Annotated in this window: 12 protein-coding genes and 1 pseudogene; 9 read left to right on the top strand and 4 right to left on the bottom strand. The window is 48.0% G+C overall.

The annotated features are described in order from the left end of the window. Positions 1 to 42 precede the first annotated feature (42 nt). Positions 43 to 1,710 carry an extracellular solute-binding protein gene (locus tag ABEW34_RS13035; RefSeq protein ID WP_430159257.1) on the top strand — a complete coding sequence of 556 codons (1,668 nt, stop codon included), beginning with the start codon at positions 43 to 45 and terminating at the stop codon, positions 1,708 to 1,710. Between the two features lie 118 nt (positions 1,711 to 1,828). Continuing rightward, entirely contained in the window at positions 1,829 to 7,450 is a 5,622-nt protein-coding gene (locus tag ABEW34_RS13030; RefSeq protein ID WP_430159254.1) for a X2-like carbohydrate binding domain-containing protein, read from the top strand. Positions 7,451 to 7,524: 74 nt separating this feature from the next. Here ABEW34_RS13030 and ABEW34_RS13025 read toward each other — a convergent pair whose 3' ends face one another. From ABEW34_RS13025 to ABEW34_RS13015, 3 genes are read right to left on the bottom strand one after another with little or no spacing between them, the layout of a single operon-like run. Beyond that, positions 7,525 to 8,238, bottom strand: coding sequence for a 2OG-Fe(II) oxygenase (locus ABEW34_RS13025; RefSeq protein ID WP_430159252.1), 714 nt, complete (start codon positions 8,236 to 8,238; stop codon positions 7,525 to 7,527). Continuing rightward, the gene (locus tag ABEW34_RS13020; RefSeq protein WP_430159249.1) at positions 8,231 to 8,779 is read right to left on the bottom strand and encodes a methylated-DNA--[protein]-cysteine S-methyltransferase; all 549 of its coding nucleotides are present in this window, start codon (positions 8,777 to 8,779) and stop codon (positions 8,231 to 8,233) included. Before ABEW34_RS13020 ends, ABEW34_RS13025 begins: the two co-directional genes overlap by 8 nt. Continuing rightward, the gene (locus tag ABEW34_RS13015) at positions 8,763 to 9,434 is read right to left on the bottom strand and encodes a bifunctional transcriptional activator/DNA repair enzyme AdaA (protein WP_430159246.1); all 672 of its coding nucleotides are present in this window, start codon (positions 9,432 to 9,434) and stop codon (positions 8,763 to 8,765) included. The genes ABEW34_RS13020 and ABEW34_RS13015 overlap by 17 nt, the downstream gene beginning before the upstream one ends. Before the next feature lie 261 nt (positions 9,435 to 9,695). On the opposite strand from ABEW34_RS13015, the gene ABEW34_RS13010 reads away from it, so the two are divergent. Beyond that, positions 9,696 to 10,637, top strand: coding sequence for an ABC transporter substrate-binding protein (locus tag ABEW34_RS13010; RefSeq protein ID WP_430159454.1), 942 nt, complete (start codon positions 9,696 to 9,698; stop codon positions 10,635 to 10,637). Between the two features lie 165 nt (positions 10,638 to 10,802). Then, the gene (locus ABEW34_RS13005) at positions 10,803 to 11,435 is read left to right on the top strand and encodes a hypothetical protein (RefSeq protein ID WP_430159243.1); all 633 of its coding nucleotides are present in this window, start codon (positions 10,803 to 10,805) and stop codon (positions 11,433 to 11,435) included. A 54-nt stretch (positions 11,436 to 11,489) separates the two neighbouring features. Here the strand turns inward: ABEW34_RS13005 and ABEW34_RS13000 are convergent. Beyond that, positions 11,490 to 11,774: pseudogene (locus tag ABEW34_RS13000) on the bottom strand (IS1595 family transposase); the annotation flags it as partial. 160 nt (positions 11,775 to 11,934) lie between these two features. Between ABEW34_RS13000 and ABEW34_RS12995 the strand changes: the two are divergent. The 5 genes from ABEW34_RS12995 (at position 11,935) to ABEW34_RS12975 (ending at position 15,665) form a co-directional block, all read left to right on the top strand. Next, positions 11,935 to 13,491 (top strand): ABC-F family ATP-binding cassette domain-containing protein, encoded by a 1,557-nt coding sequence (locus tag ABEW34_RS12995; protein WP_099520085.1) that lies wholly within the window; start codon positions 11,935 to 11,937, stop codon positions 13,489 to 13,491. 159 nt (positions 13,492 to 13,650) lie between these two features. Then, positions 13,651 to 14,109 carry an OsmC family protein gene (locus ABEW34_RS12990; RefSeq protein WP_430159452.1) on the top strand — a complete coding sequence of 153 codons (459 nt, stop codon included), beginning with the start codon at positions 13,651 to 13,653 and terminating at the stop codon, positions 14,107 to 14,109. A 167-nt stretch (positions 14,110 to 14,276) separates the two neighbouring features. After that, positions 14,277 to 14,693 (top strand): RrF2 family transcriptional regulator, encoded by a 417-nt coding sequence (locus tag ABEW34_RS12985; protein ID WP_430159239.1) that lies wholly within the window; start codon positions 14,277 to 14,279, stop codon positions 14,691 to 14,693. A gap of 102 nt (positions 14,694 to 14,795) precedes the next feature. Then, on the top strand, positions 14,796 to 15,278 hold the full coding sequence (locus tag ABEW34_RS12980) for an aldo/keto reductase (protein WP_430159237.1): 483 nt from the start codon (positions 14,796 to 14,798) through the stop codon (positions 15,276 to 15,278). A 63-nt stretch (positions 15,279 to 15,341) separates the two neighbouring features. Continuing rightward, on the top strand, positions 15,342 to 15,665 hold the full coding sequence (locus tag ABEW34_RS12975; RefSeq protein ID WP_430159235.1) for an aldo/keto reductase: 324 nt from the start codon (positions 15,342 to 15,344) through the stop codon (positions 15,663 to 15,665). Positions 15,666 to 15,829 lie beyond the last annotated feature (164 nt).

Below are 15,829 nucleotides of genomic sequence, written 5' to 3'. Positions count from 1 at the left end.
AAAGACAGCTATTATTATGAGATGAAAAGGGAGCGAACAACAATGAAGAAGAGACTGTTAGGCCTGCTCGCCATCGCAGTGGTCGTTAGCATGCTGCTTGCTTCGTGCTCGCAGAACAATAAGCCCGCCAGCAGCGCGACCAATGCGCCTGCTTCGCAATCGGAAGAGACGGGAAGCACCGCACCGGTTGAAATTACGATGTTTGCCGTGCAGGAGTCGGGCATCGATCTGACAACTAACAAGTTCACCAAATTCGTGGAAGAGAAGTTCAATATTAAGTTTAAGTTCGATGCGACACCACCGGACGGGGCAAAGGAAAAACGCCAGATTTCACTCGCGAGCGGCGATTATCCAGATGCTTATATGCTTCCAGGCTACATCGATCAATTTTCGCAGGCTGATGTATTGAAGTACGGCAAGCAGGGCGTAATTGTGCCTTTGAACGACCTGATTGAGCAATATGCGCCGAATATTAAAGCTGCCATGGAAAAAGACGCAGATTTGAAAGCGTTTAACACGGCACCTGACGGCAATATTTACGGCCTTGTCGCATACAGCCAGTGCTTCCACTGCTCGTATCCGAACAAAATGTGGATCAACACGAAATGGCTGGATAAACTCCAGCTTGAAATGCCGAAGACGCCGGAGGAATTCAAGGCGGTGCTGAAGGCGTTCAAAACCGAAGATCCGAACGGCAACGGTATTGCCGACGAGGTGCCGCTCAGCGGCTCGATCGAGGATTTTGGCGTACGTGTGATTCCCTTCCTGATGAACGGCTTCGTCTACGATGATGATCGCAACTATTTGAACCTGACGGGCGGCAAGGTGGAATCGGCGGCGGTGAAGCCGGAATGGAAAGAAGGGCTGAGCTATATCAAATCCCTGTATGATGAAGGGCTGATTGATCCGGGCGCATTCGCGCAAAACGCGGAGGCGTTCAAAAAGATCGGCGAAAACGGCGATTCGCAAATTTTGGGAGCGGGAGCGGGCATGCACCCTGCTATTTTCATTAATATCGACACGGGCAACAAAAACTCGGCCGATTACAACCCTGTACCGCCGCTTACTGGGCCGCATGGCTCCTACGCCACGCATGATGGGGGCGGCGTAGCTCCTGGCGCCAAGTTTGTGATTACGAATAAAGCATCCGAAGAGCAGCAAATCGCCTTGATTAAGCTGGTCGATTATATGTTCACGCAAGAAGGCCAGACGAATGGAGCCTCCGGCATGGAAGGCATTGACTGGAGAAAGCCAAAGGATGGCGAGGTTGCGCTTGGCGAAGGCGTAACGCCGCAAATTGCTACGATCCCTGCCGCTGAAGGCGAAGCCCCTCGCAATGCGGGCTGGAGCGGAACCGCTCATTTCTACATGCCGAAGGAATATCGGGACAGCTTCGTTCAAGGGACGGATATTTATGATTCCGCCAGCTATGAGCGCAGATTGTATCAGGCCACCCTGCTGTACCAGGGTCATGAGCCGAAGGAGCTGTTCCCGCTGTGGTCGATCTGGGTTGATCCCAGCGAGGTGGATGAAGTGAGCATTTTGCAAACGAACATTAAATCGTACGTCGAGCAGAACGCATTGCAATTTATTACTGGCAACAAAAGCTTGGAGAAGGACTGGGACGCTTATGTGAAAGGCTTGAAGGATCTGAAAATCGATCGGTATTTGGAAATTTTGCAGAAAGCGTATGACACGTCGTTCAAGTAATACTGCGGAAATAGCAAATGTTGCGGATGAATTAGAAGCTGCAACGTCGAACTCACAGGATCAGGTTATTATTGCGAGATAATGGCCTGATCCTATTTTCTGAAAAAGGAGCTTAATTATGATCCCATTCATGAAAAAAATACGGCCTTGGCTGCTCGTTGTCGTTCTGCTCACGATGCAGCTTGGACTAGTAGCGCCTTACGGAAACGTAGCGAAAGCTGCGGACAATGGACTTGCCCAGAAGCCTTATATGGGCTGGAGCAGCTACAGCATGCAGGTGTATACGAACAACGGCCACTGGATTACCGCTGATCAAATCAAGGCGCAGTCCGATGCGATGCACGAGAAGCTGCAGGCTTATGGCTATGAATACATTAATATCGACGCGGCCTGGAATGGCGACATGGATGGCTACGGCCGGCCGATTCCAAGCACGACCCTTTATCCAAACGGCCTGCAGGAAGTGATCGACCATATTCATAATAACGGCCAAAAGGTAGGGCTGTACGGTATTCCGGGCATGTCGCCGCAGGCGTATGATCAGGATTTGCCGATTTACGCTGCGCCGGGCTGCTCCATGCAGGATATAGCAGCACAGCCGCTGCAAGAGTCAGATTACTGGGGGCTCGGCTACAAAATCGATTTCAATCAGCCTTGCGCACAGAAATATATTGATTCGATTGCCAATTTGTATGGCGAATGGGGGATCGACTTCCTCAAGTTCGACAGTGTGACGCCGGGCTCTGGCATATCGGATCTGTCGCTTGATGCGCGAGATGACGTCAAAGCATGGTCGCAGGCGCTTGAGCCGCACGATATTTGGCTTGAGCTTTCATGGGCCCTGGACATCAAATACATCGACTACTGGAAAAAATACGCCAACGGCTGGCGTGTAGATTGGGATGTAGAGTGTTATTGCGGCACTGGCGGTTTGACGGTATGGTCAAGCATAGCCCGTCTCTTCCCGAAAGCCGAACAGTTTTGGCGGCATGCCGGGCCAGGCGGCTGGAACGACTTCGATTCCTTGAATGTTGGAAATGGCTCGATGGATGGCCTGACGCAGGATGAGCGCAGAACGGCCATGTCTTTCTGGGCGCTTTCATCCGCGCAATTGTACATTGGCAATGATATGACCAACCTCGATGCTTTTGGACTGGAGCTATTGACCAACGAAGAGGTCATTGCCGTCAATCAGGCGGGGCGGCCGGGACATCCTGTCTCTACAGCTTCCGAGCAGCAGGCATGGTACGCCAACAACGGTGATGGCACCTATACAGTTGGGCTTTTCAATCTGGGCAGCTCGGCGGCGACGGTGAGCGTGGACTGGAGCGAGATTGGACTGGAGGGGCCAGCCAAGGTGCGCGACCTATGGTCGCATCAGGATCTTGGTACGTTCAACTCCGGCTACAGTTCGGCAAATTTGGCCTCGCATGGTTCGAGATTGCTGAAGGTTACTTCGCTTGGCGGAACTTCATTCGCTAACGATGACGATACCGGCTTTAAGTATACAGGGGAATGGACGCGCAATGGGGGGCAGGAGCTTGCTGGCGGCGCACAGAACCTCATTATTGATGTAGGCAATGCGGCAGCGCAGAGCAGCACCATCGCTCCTTCAACGGCCAGCTTCAATAAAAAGCAATCCGAGCAGGCTGATGTCGCCACTACATTGACGCTGAACGGCAATACACTTGCCGATATTTCGGCGGGCGGGACAGCGTTAACAGCAGGGACGGATTATGTGGTGAATGCGAACGAGGTGACGATTAAAAAAGAATATTTGGCGAGCCAGGCAGTTGGTACGCTGAATCTCTCCTTTACATTTAGCGGCGGATTGCCGCAGACGCTATCTGTTGCGATAAATGATTCGACGATCAGAGACAGCAGGGTAACTCCGTCAACGGTCAGCTTCGATTTGTTGCCGTCTGCGCAAACGGATGTGGAGCTAACAATGGAGCTGAATGGCAATACGCTGACAGACGTCAAATATGATGGAAATATGCTCGCAGGGGGAACCGATTATACTGTAAGCGGCAATACATTAAAGCTCAAGAAATCGTGGCTTGCTGCGCAGGCAACGGGAACGGAGTCACTTACCTTCTCCTTTAGTGCGGGTGCGGAGCAGACGGTATCGCTTGTAGTGCAGGATACAGCAGCGGGCGGATCGATTACACTGAACGATGATGATCCATCCATCGTCTACACAGGCGGTTGGAATCGCAGCTGGAATCGTGGACTTGGCGATTATATGGATGATGTGCATTATGCCGAAGCGAATGACAACGATTATTTTTCGTATACGTTCACAGGCACGGGAATTGAGTTCATTACGGAGCTTGACCCGTCTCAGGGCGCAGTCGACATTTATATCGACGATCAATTTCAACGTACAATCAGCACGTACCATATTGGAAGACTGGCGCAGAAGCCTGTGTTTAACATCACTGGCCTGGCTGACGGTACGCATACCCTTAAAGCGGTGAAAAAATCAGGCTATTTCCTTCTGCTCGATAAGCTGCGAATACTGTTGCCTGATCTTGTAAACGCACCGAGCGGCGGATTCGACAAGGCAGCGGGGCAGCAGGCAGATTTGGTCTTTACGACGACAGGAGCCCGCAGCGGCTTCGGCGGCATCTCGAACGGCGCAGCAGCTCTGACAGAAGGCACGGATTATACGGTGTCCGGCAATGACATTACGGTAAAGAAGGAATTTATGGCGGGACAGCCAATTGGTACAACAAGCTTGACGTTCTCGTTCGTAGGAGGGGCTGTGCAGACGCTCGCTGTAGCTGTTAGCGATTCGGCGGCGGCAAGCAGCACGATTAGCCCTTTTGAGGCGAGCTTTGATAAAAAAGCGTCCGCCCAAGCAGACGTCACTGTGGCATTGACGCTGAACGGAAACACGCTATCGGGCATCAGCAGCAGCGCAGTCGCTCTGACAGCGGGTACGGACTACACCTTATCCGGCAACGATGTAATCATTCACAAGGCTTACCTTGCCAGCCAGCCGTTAGGCACAACAAGCCTGCGCTTTGATTTTAGTGCGGGGGCTCCGCAGACGCTGGCCGTCGAGATCACCGACACCACTGGGCAGAACAGTACGATTAGCCCAAGCACACTAAGCTTTGATCATAAAGCGGCGGCACAAGCAGATATTGCGACGACCCTTAGTTTAAACGGCAATATGCTAACTGAAATTGCTAATGGCATGGCAGCGCTGCAAGAGGGAACGGACTACCAACTTTTTGGCGACCAGCTTACGATCCGCAAGGGCTATCTTGCACAAATGCCAAATGGCATGACGAATTTGAGGTTGTCCTTCAGCGGAGGTGCTGAGCAAACGCTGGCCGTTGCCATTAGCGATACGTCGAGAGGCCGCTATGTGGCAGTCAACAACGATGACAGCGAGATATCGTATAAGGGCGCCTGGCAGCATGGACGCAATAGAGGGCTCGGTGATTATAAGGACGATGTCCATTACACGGAAACGACGGGCGATTATTTGGAATATACGTTCGAGGGCACAGGCATTACGTTCATAACCGAAAAAGACTCGTCCCAAGGCGATATGGACATCTATATCGATGGCGTATTCCAGCAGACGGTCAGCACGTATTATCCTAGCCGCCAGGTTAATCAGACCGTATTTGTCGCAGAAGGCCTGACACTGGGCGAGCATACGCTCAAAGCGGTCAAAAAATCCGGTTATTACATGCTGCTCGACCAATTGAAATTCCGAATGGCCGATATGGTCAGCCCGGATACAGGCAGCTTCGACAAAACCGCGCAGGCAGATATAACAACAACGCTTCAGGTTGACGGAAGCAATCTGCTTGGCGTGAAAAATGGCCATACAACGCTCACAGCTGGTGTGGATTATACGGTGCAGGGCAGTGATATTACGATCAAGAAGGAATATTTGGCAGCTCAGCCTGATGGCGCTGTTAGCTTAGCCATCTCTTACCGTGGCGATTATTACAACGATCTACACCGTACAATGACCAATGGGGATTATGCCGAATTTTCATTTGCGGGCACAAGTGTTTCCCTGATTGCGCCAAAATCGGATGTTCAGGGAGATATCGATATTTACATCGACAACATCTTCCAACAAACGGTTAGCGCAGTCAACGCAAGCCGATTAACACAGCAGGAGATTTACGCCGTGACCGGCCTGGCTGACACCGTTCATACGATTAAAGCAGTGAAAAAATCAGGAAATTACATGCTGCTGGACGGCGTTAAGTTTGCTGCGAGCGGTCAGCCGCAGCCATCGGCGACGCCAACCAGTACGCCGTCAACAGCGCCGTCGACGGAGCCTACAGCGACGCCAACCAGTGCGCCGACAACAGTACCGTCAACAGAGCCAACAGTGACGCCAACACCAGCACCAACTATAGAACCTGCGACGCCAACACCAGCACCAGCCGGAGGGGGAGGGGCAACCACTGCTCCTCCCCCATCTGGAGGAAACGGTACGGCTCCATCATCGGAGCTGATTACAGTTGACGTAGGGAATGGAATCAAAAAGATCATCAACAGAACGAAGCAGGTGGGCGGCAGCAAGAAAGATGAGCTTGCGCTGACAGCAGAGGAGGCCAGCAAAGCGGCGGCAAGCGCTGCTGCATCAGGTGCGAAGGCTGTGAACATTATCATTCCAGACACGCTGGATGAAGTGGAGGAAACGGTGTTTAAGCTGCCCAAGGATGCGGTCAAAAGCTTGACGACAGCAGAGGTTGGGCTGCAGTTAACCACTGCAAATGCTGTTATTTCAGTCGGCAATGGTCCGTTATCAAGTTTGCAGGATGAGCTGTATTTTAAGCTGGCTCCAATGAAAGATGCCGTTAAGCAGCAGAAGCTTGCTGGTCAGGCGAATCACCAGGCAGCCGTCAGCATTGTCACGGGTGATGGTGAGGCGACGGTTGTTGGGCGCCCGATGAACATTGAAACCAATTTGCAAAATGCGGAAGTTACGATTATTTTACCGTTAAAGGGCATTAAGCTTGATGAAGCAGAGTGGAAAAATCTAGCCGTGTATATCGAGCATAGCGACGGAACGAAGGAGCTGCTCAGGGGGACTGTCGTACCTTACAACGATCAGGGCGACAAAGGACTTGCATTTACCGTAACAAAATTCAGCTTGTTCACGCTGCTTCATATATCGGGGCTGGACCAGTCTAGTCTAGGCATCGCTTATATGAAAGGCTACGAGGATGACACGTTCAAGCCGGACAATCGGATTACAAGGGCGGAGATGGCCGCCATCCTGTCCCGTTTACTGACGCGCCATAAGTCGGATACGGCGAATATAGATTACACGGATGTAGCTGCAGGGTATTGGGCTAAGGAGTATATAGCCGACATGACCCAAATGGGTTTAATGAAGGGATATGGCAATGGGGAATTTAGAGCTGGCCATTCGGTCACACGTGCGGAGATGGCACGGCTTGTGTCGCAATTGCTTGTGAGCGATTCGGACTCGCAATCCAGCAAAGGTTTTAGCGATATAGCTGGGCATTGGGCACAAAGCGATATTATGAAGGTTCAGTCCTATGGCTTTATTAACGGCTACAACGATGGCACGTTCAAGCCGAATCAGGCGCTGACACGCGCGGAAGCAGCTACAATTATTAATAAGGTGCTGGGCAAGCCAAATGTGACCGCTTCGGTACAGCTTCTATGGAAGGATGTCCCGGCTTCACATTGGGCATTCAGAGCAATTGCTGCAGCATCGCTAGAATAGTTGAAACGGGTCCTCCTGGTGTCAGGGGACCCGTTTTTTTTCGTTTTGACTGGGGATGGAGTGAGTGACTGCCTTTATTTCGCGTCATGGAATATGATCCCTAGACTATATCTGGTTCCCGATGTAATGGTGCCTACACCGTGACGAAGTGTAATACGATAATAGCCGCGCGTTCCTGAAACGGGACGATGCTGAGTTGGGAAAATCAGTCCCTCACCTTGCTCTAATGTAAGGACATGTCCCCTGCTTTGTGCGCGTGGACGCTGCTCAACAAGCAGAAATTCACCGCCGGTATAGTCTTCATTTCGCTGTCCCAAAGCAAATACAACCTGGAAAGGGAAGAACTTGTCTCCATATAAATCCTGATGCAAGCAGTTGTAGCCGTTCGCCTCGTATTTCAGGATCAATGGAGTAGGACGGGATTGTCCTGCTTGGTGGCATTGCTCAAGAAATTCTTCGAGCGAAGCAGGATATGCAGGAGCTTTGTTTAATAGCTTTGACCAACGATTAGCAGCTTTGGCCAGTTCAGGGTACAGCCCTTCACGCAGTTGCTTAATCTGATTTGGGAATGGGGCAGCAAAATATTTGTATTGACCCATACCGAAACGGTATCGTGCCATGTCGATTGTTTTGCGGAAGAGAGCTTCATCCCCATAGCTGCTGATGAAGCTCGTGCAGGCTGCGGAGCTTAGCAAACGCGGGAGCTTGGCATATCCCAGCTCATCAAGCGATTGTTGCAGTGCTTCCCAGTCCAGTTCGCCGATGGATGATACAATTTCATTAGACATGTTGAATGTTCCCTCTCATACCGGTGCGGAGACCCTCCAGCTGCAGTAACTTTGTTTTCATATCTAATCCACCTCGGTAGCCAGTGAGTGACCCGTTTTTGCCGATTACGCGATGGCATGGAATGGTAATGAGCACTGGATTTGCGCCAATGGCCGCACCAACTGCTCGAACCGCTGCAGGCTTCTGAATATGGTTGGCAATATCCGAATAGGACCAGGTATGCCCATACGGAATGCTGCAAAGAGCCTGCCATACGGCCTCTTGAAAAGGCGTTCCTTGAAATACGGTAGGGACCGTAAAGTTTTCAAGCGTTCCTTGCAAATATTGGACTAGTTCAGCCTTATACGAAAGCAGCTTTTCATCATCATGGATCAAAGGGCTACGCGGAAAACGCGATGCAGCCCATTTCGCCAGCTCTTCAAATGGCTGGTTTTGTGAACCGACAAAGCAAAGCCCTTCGTCGGTAGCAGCGACGTGCATATTCCAATCTTCATAACTAAACAGCGACCAGTATATGGCTCCGCTAATTGAATTCGTCATTTTGGATGATCTCCTTTATTTTTGTTATGCCATCTTTGCTATGCTGCTGTCGATAGCTCTCTGGTGTATATCCGGTTTTCCGCTTGAACAGGGTAATAAAATATGGCGTATTGGACAAGCCGACACATTCGCCTACTTCTGCAATGGATACAGGAGAAGATAGAAGCATCGCCTTAGCCTTTTCGATTCTGATTTGCTGGATATAGTCGACGGGTGTTTTGCCCATTACTTTTTTGAATGTTCGGTGCAGATGATACGGCGTGCCATGACAAATGGCTGCTAGGGTTGCCAGCGTTAGCTTCTCCTTGTAGTTTCGATCTATATATTGGGTCACCATCGCAATCCATTCTTCATCAGGCAATCGTTGCCCAGTTGGTTTACAACGTTTGCAGGGACGAAATTGGGCAGCCAACGCTTGCTCAGCGGTTCGGAAAAATCCAATATTCTCTCGATTGGGCGGTCTAGATTTGCAGGATGGACGGCAAAAGATGCCCGTCGTTTTGACCGCGTAATAAAATTGACCGTCATATGAAGGGTCATTGCCTACAATGGCTCGCCATTGTTCATCAGACACAGGTGCAGGAAGGATTGGCTCGTCCTTATCACGCAGACTGCGAGGAATCTGATTCAGATTCGCTTTCCATTCATCGGACATGCTCGTTCACCTCTATGATTAGTATAACCGTGAGCGGGGGTATTTGTGTGCAATCTGGAATGTAACAGCAAGATAACGAAATGACAAGGCCTGATTGGGCCATTGCGGCTGCGATAGGAGGTCTTTTTTCGTTTGCACCCAGCCAAACCCATTGAGGTTTGCAAGTAAATGTATTATAATTTTTGTTATTGATAATAATTCTCAATAATTATAAATGCGACATAAGATTTTACATAAAAAGGGGCTTATCACTTGACTGTCATGATCAATGCGGAAGAGCATATCCAGCTATGGAATGCTGCTGCCATCAAGGTGATTGACGTAAGGCACTTCAGCATGATGCATGGCGAGGAGTTGCGTTCGTACCTCTTTCCGTCAAGTGTCTTCCTATATGCCATTCGCGGCGAGGCTCAGGTGCTGCTGGACGGGATCGAGCATACCGCGAACCGCTTCCATCTATGGCATGGTGGAAAAGGAACCTGTCTGGATATTTTTCCAACGGAAGCGGAAGAAGCTTTCAACAGCTATACGGAAGGAAAGCTGGATGGGGTCGAAAGTATAGGCGATGGGATTGCGTATGAAAGGATATTGGAGCTGCAGCCGGATCTCATTATCGTATGGAACGACCCAGCTGTTCTGGACAAGCTGAACCAGATTGCTCCGACGGTAGTTGTCGATTATGGCATGCCTGTAAGGCAGCAGCTGTTGGAATTCGGGAAAATGACGGGCCGTGAGGAGCAGGCTAATGCCTGGATTACAGCTTGGGATAAAAAGATAGCGGAATACAAACCGAAGGTGCAAGCGGCTGTGGGTGACAAAACCGTTGCTATCTTTGACTCTGGCAGCGCTAAAGAGTTTTATGCTTACGGCAATAAGCTGGGAAGAGGCGGTGAGATTATTTATGGCGAATTCCAGTTGAAGGCGCCGCCGATTATTCAGAAGGAAGCGATCGACAGCGGTACTGGCTGGGCAAAGCTCTCTTTGGAGCTGCTGCCCGAATATGCAGGAGATTATATTTTTATAAGCGAGTGGACCGGCAATGACAATCCAGAGGCTATTTTTGAAGGCAGCCTGTGGGAGCAGTTGGACGCAGTCAAAAACAATCGCGTTTTCCGCGAAGAAGGAAGAGGCTTTATGTTCAGCGACCCTGTGTCTTTGGACGCTCAGCTCGAGTTTGTTGTGAAGAGCTTTATTGGGAAATGATTGGTGTTTGACGGGTAGAAGCCAGAACCGTGAGTATGCGGTTCTGGCTTTTTTCTAAAATATTGTTTCTCTAGAAGGGTATGTCTTAATTACTATTTGATATTGAACTTATAAGCAATAATCTTTGGTATACTTATTCTCAAATATTGTTAGTTGGAGGTTTTTATGAGCCACATTAGAGGCATTATCTTAGAGGGGTATTCACATGCAGGAAAGACGTCTGTTTTAAAAGCTCTGAAGCTACTTCAAGCACAGGATGAATCATCAGAGCGTAGTATCATTGTTCTTAGCGAACATTACTCCCAAATATTAAATAATGTTCATGGAGAATTTAAATGTTTAAATCGTGATGAACATCTTAATGTATTGAAGGAACGGGTTAACATGTTAAGACAACTAAATGAATGGGCAACATATTTAGGTCCAGATGCATCTAAGGCATCTAGAGGAATATTTTTCATACTGGAAAGGTTCCATTTGAATCACAGGGTGGCATTCCCCGTAGACTCTTTACATGAAATTGAAAAAATTGAAAATGAATTGCTCCTACTTGGGGCTAAATGTGTATTACTAACCGTTTCATCTGAGAACATTGAGCAAAGAATGCAAAGCCGAACACCTCACGAATGGAGGAACAAAACAAAAGAAGAAATCAGAAAATCAGCCGATGATTTTTTACATACCCAATCAGAACTTCGTAAACAATCATCTTTATCTATCCTGCCAACTATAGAAATAAATACTGATAATAAGGAGTGGGCTGCATACGCAAACGAGTTAATAGAATTATTATGCTAGTGTTACACCGTATAGAGAAAAATCATTCCACTAACGTGTTTAAAAGATACTACTTTTGTAATTTGTTGCAGAATCAGTACATAGTACAGCATCTTTATGAATGAGGTTGCCAATGACCTGAGTGATTTGAGCAGATGTTATTCGTCTACGTCCTCCCATTTGAGAGGATATAACGCCATTTCGATCATTCGCAACGACAATGGACACTTGTTCACTGCTAATGCCACGTTTTTTGACGGAACTACCGCGGTTTCGTGATTTGCGGTGTGCAGTTCCGCCTTTCTTACCCTTTTCGCTTTCTAAAATATAAGTTTCATCACTTTCAACAATACTACTCATAATCGAGCGGCATATGATAAAATTTTTCGTAAAGCTCTGTCCATTTCAATGAATTCACCTTGGTCTAAATTTTTATTATTTTTAAAATCGGTATGGAGTTGTGGCGCTATAACCTTTATAATTTGACGAGAATACTTTAATAAAGGAATAGGTGTTATTGATGAGCATATTAAATGTAGAGCGGCTGAGTCACGGTTTTGGAGACCGGGCCATTTTCAGCGATGTATCATTCCGCCTTCTAAAGGGCGAGCATATCGGTCTAATAGGCGCCAACGGTGAAGGGAAGTCTACCTTCATGAACATCATCACAGGCAAGCTTCAGCCAGACGATGGTAAAGTGGAGTGGGCAAGACGCGTGCGGACGGGCTATCTGGATCAGCATGCGGTGCTGACAAAGGGGCAGTCGATGCGCGATGTTTTGCGCGGTGCGTTCCAATATCTGTTCGATATGGAGCAGGAAATGAACGACATGTATGGCAGAATGGGTGATGTCTCTCCGGAGGAGCTGGAACAGCTGCTGGAGGATGTCGGAACGATTCAGGACACGCTAACGAATCAGGATTTTTATATGATTGACGCCAAAATCGATGAAACGGCTCGCGGGCTTGGACTTACGGACATCGGTTTGGACAAGGATGTTCATGATCTCAGCGGAGGTCAGCGTACCAAGGTGCTGCTCGCCAAATTGCTGCTTGAGAAACCGGATATCCTTCTGCTTGACGAGCCTACGAACTATCTCGATGAACAGCATATCGTATGGCTTACCCGATATTTACAGGAGTACGAAAATGCCTTTATTTTAATCTCGCATGATATTCCGTTCTTGAACAGCGTCATTAACCTGATCTACCATATGGAAAATCAGTCGCTGTCGCGCTATGTGGGGGATTATGAGTATTTCCAGCAGGTGTACGAGGCGAAAAAGCAGCAGCTTGAATCCGCCTTTAAGCGGCAGCAGCAGGAAATTTCGGAATTGAAGGACTTCGTTGCACGCAACAAGGCCAGCGTGGCTACGCGTAATATGGCGATGTCCCGTCAGAAGAAGCTGGATAAGATGGATGTTATTGAACTCGCCAGAGAAAAGCCGAAGCCGCAGTTCAACTTCAAGCCGGCTCGAACTTCCGGCAAGGTGATTTTTGAAACGAAGGATCTCGTCATCGGCTACGATTCACCACTGTCGAAGCCTTTGAATTTAAGCATGGAGCGAGGACAAAAAATAGCGTTGGTCGGTTCGAACGGGATCGGTAAAACAACGCTGCTGCGCAGCATCCTCGGCCAAATACCGGCAATTTCAGGCTCAGCAAGGCTGGGGGATCTGCTGGAAATCGGCTATTTCGAGCAGGAAATGAAGGAAACGAACAACAACACCTGTATTGAAGAGGTTTGGAGCGAGTTCCCATCCTTTACGCAGTTTGAAATTCGGGCGGCTCTTGCCAAATGCGGTCTGACAACGAAGCATATTGAGAGCAAAATCGTGGTGCTAAGCGGCGGAGAGAAAGCCAAAGTTCGTTTGTGCAAGCTGATCAACCACGAGACGAATTTGCTCGTGCTCGATGAGCCGACGAACCATCTCGACGTGGATGCCAAGGATGAGCTGCAGCGTGCGCTTAAAGCGTATAAGGGAAGCATTTTGCTGATTTCCCATGAACCTGAATTTTACCGCGATATCGTGACGGATACGTGGAACTGCGAAAATTGGACGACGAAAGTGTTTTAAATGGTATAACAGGAATACAGGGCTGCCCTCATAGAGGCGGCCTTTTTTGCGCTATTTTGAAATTCTCCCTCCGGGAGCGTTATGATAGGATGGAATGGAATGAACAATCTAACCTATGTATCCGAGCTTGAATTGAAGATATTGAAAGGAATGAGGGAGATGAAACACCCTTTTCAGCTGAAAGCGGTATGGAATGGCGGGCGTAACAGTGAAGGACATATCGATGCCGGCGGATTAAAAACAATCATTTCGATCCCGCAAGAGATGGGTGGGCCAGGAACAGGTACGAATCCTGACGAAATGCTTCTGGGGGCAGCAGCGACCTGTTATTTGATTACACTGGCAGCGATGCTCGAGCGTTCGGCTATTACACCGCAGGTGCTGACTCTGGAGTCTGAAGCGATTGTAGATGTAACGAATAATGTGTTTACGTACGAACGAATAATACATAAGCCGCGAATTGTGCTCAAAGCGGATGCATCAGAGGTCGAACGGGCAAAGGCAGAGCGTCTGGCACATAAGGCAGAAGAGTCCTGTATGATCTCCAGAGCAGTGGCAGGCAATGTCTCGATAGAGACGCAGCCTAGTATTGTGATAACAGGGATTAATGAGGAGTAAGGGGCTGAATATAAGACAGCCCAAGCCGTGGTCTGTGTAAGGATATTTTCTCGATAGCCCGCTGCTTTCGCGTCTTTAAATTCATTTGCTTAAAAAGCTTTATTGAAAACTAAATATAAATGATATATAGTATGATCAGATCGCCGAATAGTTAGGATGAGTAAAAAATGTCATACTCAACAGCTCTATCACAAGGAATTGCCATATTGCTCTATATTCACAGCATTGCGGAGGAGAATTGCTCTAATTTTCTATCGACTAAAGTGATTTCTGAGCAATTAAATATTCCGGTTCCGACAACGGTTAAGGTCATCAGGAATCTGAACAATGCTAAGCTGACGCTTGCTAAAGAAGGAGCGAAGGGAGGCATACTGCTGGCAAGGCCTTTGGCAGAAATTACGTTATTGGATGTTTTTCTAGCAGTCGAACCTGGCAAAGCGCTGTTCAAGCTCCATACCGATACCACACTGCAAGGAAAAGAAGTCGACGCAGTCAAACAGAAGATAGCCTCTAGTCTACAAACCGTTGAGGGTTCTATGCACAAAAATTTGAAAGAAGTGAGGTTAACCGACTTTTTGAACTAAACGACGGTTGCCTTCTCTTTTTTTGAGATAACTAGATATAATGAATATTTAATATATTACATTCCTCTCTTTTTATTTTACACAACTGAAAGGAGCAATAACATGACTTTTGAAAATAGAGCAGTAAAAGCGAGCAATGGCGTTGAAATTCCGCAATTGGGGTTTGGGGTATACAAAATAACGAAAGAACGAGAATTTGAGAGGGCGATCAGCGAGGCTATTCGAATCGGATATCGGCATTTTGATACCGCTAAAATTTATGGCAATGAGCAAGCTTTAGGAAGAGAGATTCAGAAAAGCGGGCTGCCGCGCGAGGCTTTTTTTATCACGTCTAAAGTGTGGAATACGGATCTTGGGTTTGCGGCGACCAAGAAGGCTTTTGAACAAACTTGCAAGAAGCTGAAGGTAGATTACCTGGATATGTACTTGATTCATTTTGCTGCACCAAATTATTTGGAGGCGTGGCGAGCGATGGAAGAGCTGTACTCCGTAGGGAAAATCAAAGTGATTGGCGTTGCAAATTTTGAGATTCAGCATCTGGAGCATTTAATGAAGCATGCCACAATCCCGCCGATGATCAATTAGATTGAGACGCATCCCGAGTTTGCACAAAATGACCTGCATCATTATCTCAATGAACATCAGATTTTGCATGAGGCATGGGGGCCGCTAGGGCAAGGGAACGAGGCGTTATTGGAGCATCCGCAATTGAAAAAAATGGCTGATCAGCACCATAAAACAGTGGCTCAGGTCATTTTACGTTGGCACTTGGAACGAGGCATCATCGTTATTCCAAAATCATCGAGTCCAAAAAGAATGAAAGAAAATAGCGAGATATTTGATTTTGAGCTTACTAGTGGTGAAATGGAACAAATTAAACAGCTGAATATAGGCAAAAGGTATTCGATTAAGCCAACCGGTTATATGATTCATCCAATCTATAATAAATTAATGAAGATTTTTATTAAATAATGTAGTCGAATAAAAGTATATGAGCACAGTCATTGAAAGACTTGGCGAAACTGATATACTCATGGCAGGTATGCAAGCCTAAGCCATCCAAGTTAATAAAGCGATTACGAAAGAAGTATTAATCATAGGATGAGGCGGCAAGAAGAGTACAAGGTTTGGAAACA

This window comes from Paenibacillus algorifonticola (genome assembly GCF_050481745.1).
Taxonomy (GTDB): domain Bacteria; phylum Bacillota; class Bacilli; order Paenibacillales; family Paenibacillaceae; genus Pristimantibacillus; species Pristimantibacillus algorifonticola_A.
This window is presented reverse-complemented; position numbering and strand designations above follow the sequence as displayed.

Coding starts and splice junctions, on each gene's coding strand:
- ABEW34_RS13035 (WP_430159257.1), top strand. CDS start 43: ATGAAGAAGAGACTGTTAGGCCTGCTCGCCATCGCAGTGGTCGTTAGC.
- ABEW34_RS13030 (WP_430159254.1), top strand. CDS start 1,829: ATGATCCCATTCATGAAAAAAATACGGCCTTGGCTGCTCGTTGTCGTT.
- ABEW34_RS13025 (WP_430159252.1), bottom strand. CDS start 8,238: ATGTCTAATGAAATTGTATCATCCATCGGCGAACTGGACTGGGAAGCA.
- ABEW34_RS13020 (WP_430159249.1), bottom strand. CDS start 8,779: ATGACGAATTCAATTAGCGGAGCCATATACTGGTCGCTGTTTAGTTAT.
- ABEW34_RS13015 (WP_430159246.1), bottom strand. CDS start 9,434: ATGTCCGATGAATGGAAAGCGAATCTGAATCAGATTCCTCGCAGTCTG.
- ABEW34_RS13010 (WP_430159454.1), top strand. CDS start 9,696: ATGATCAATGCGGAAGAGCATATCCAGCTATGGAATGCTGCTGCCATC.
- ABEW34_RS13005 (WP_430159243.1), top strand. CDS start 10,803: ATGAGCCACATTAGAGGCATTATCTTAGAGGGGTATTCACATGCAGGA.
- ABEW34_RS12995 (WP_099520085.1), top strand. CDS start 11,935: ATGAGCATATTAAATGTAGAGCGGCTGAGTCACGGTTTTGGAGACCGG.
- ABEW34_RS12990 (WP_430159452.1), top strand. CDS start 13,651: ATGAAACACCCTTTTCAGCTGAAAGCGGTATGGAATGGCGGGCGTAAC.
- ABEW34_RS12985 (WP_430159239.1), top strand. CDS start 14,277: ATGTCATACTCAACAGCTCTATCACAAGGAATTGCCATATTGCTCTAT.
- ABEW34_RS12980 (WP_430159237.1), top strand. CDS start 14,796: ATGACTTTTGAAAATAGAGCAGTAAAAGCGAGCAATGGCGTTGAAATT.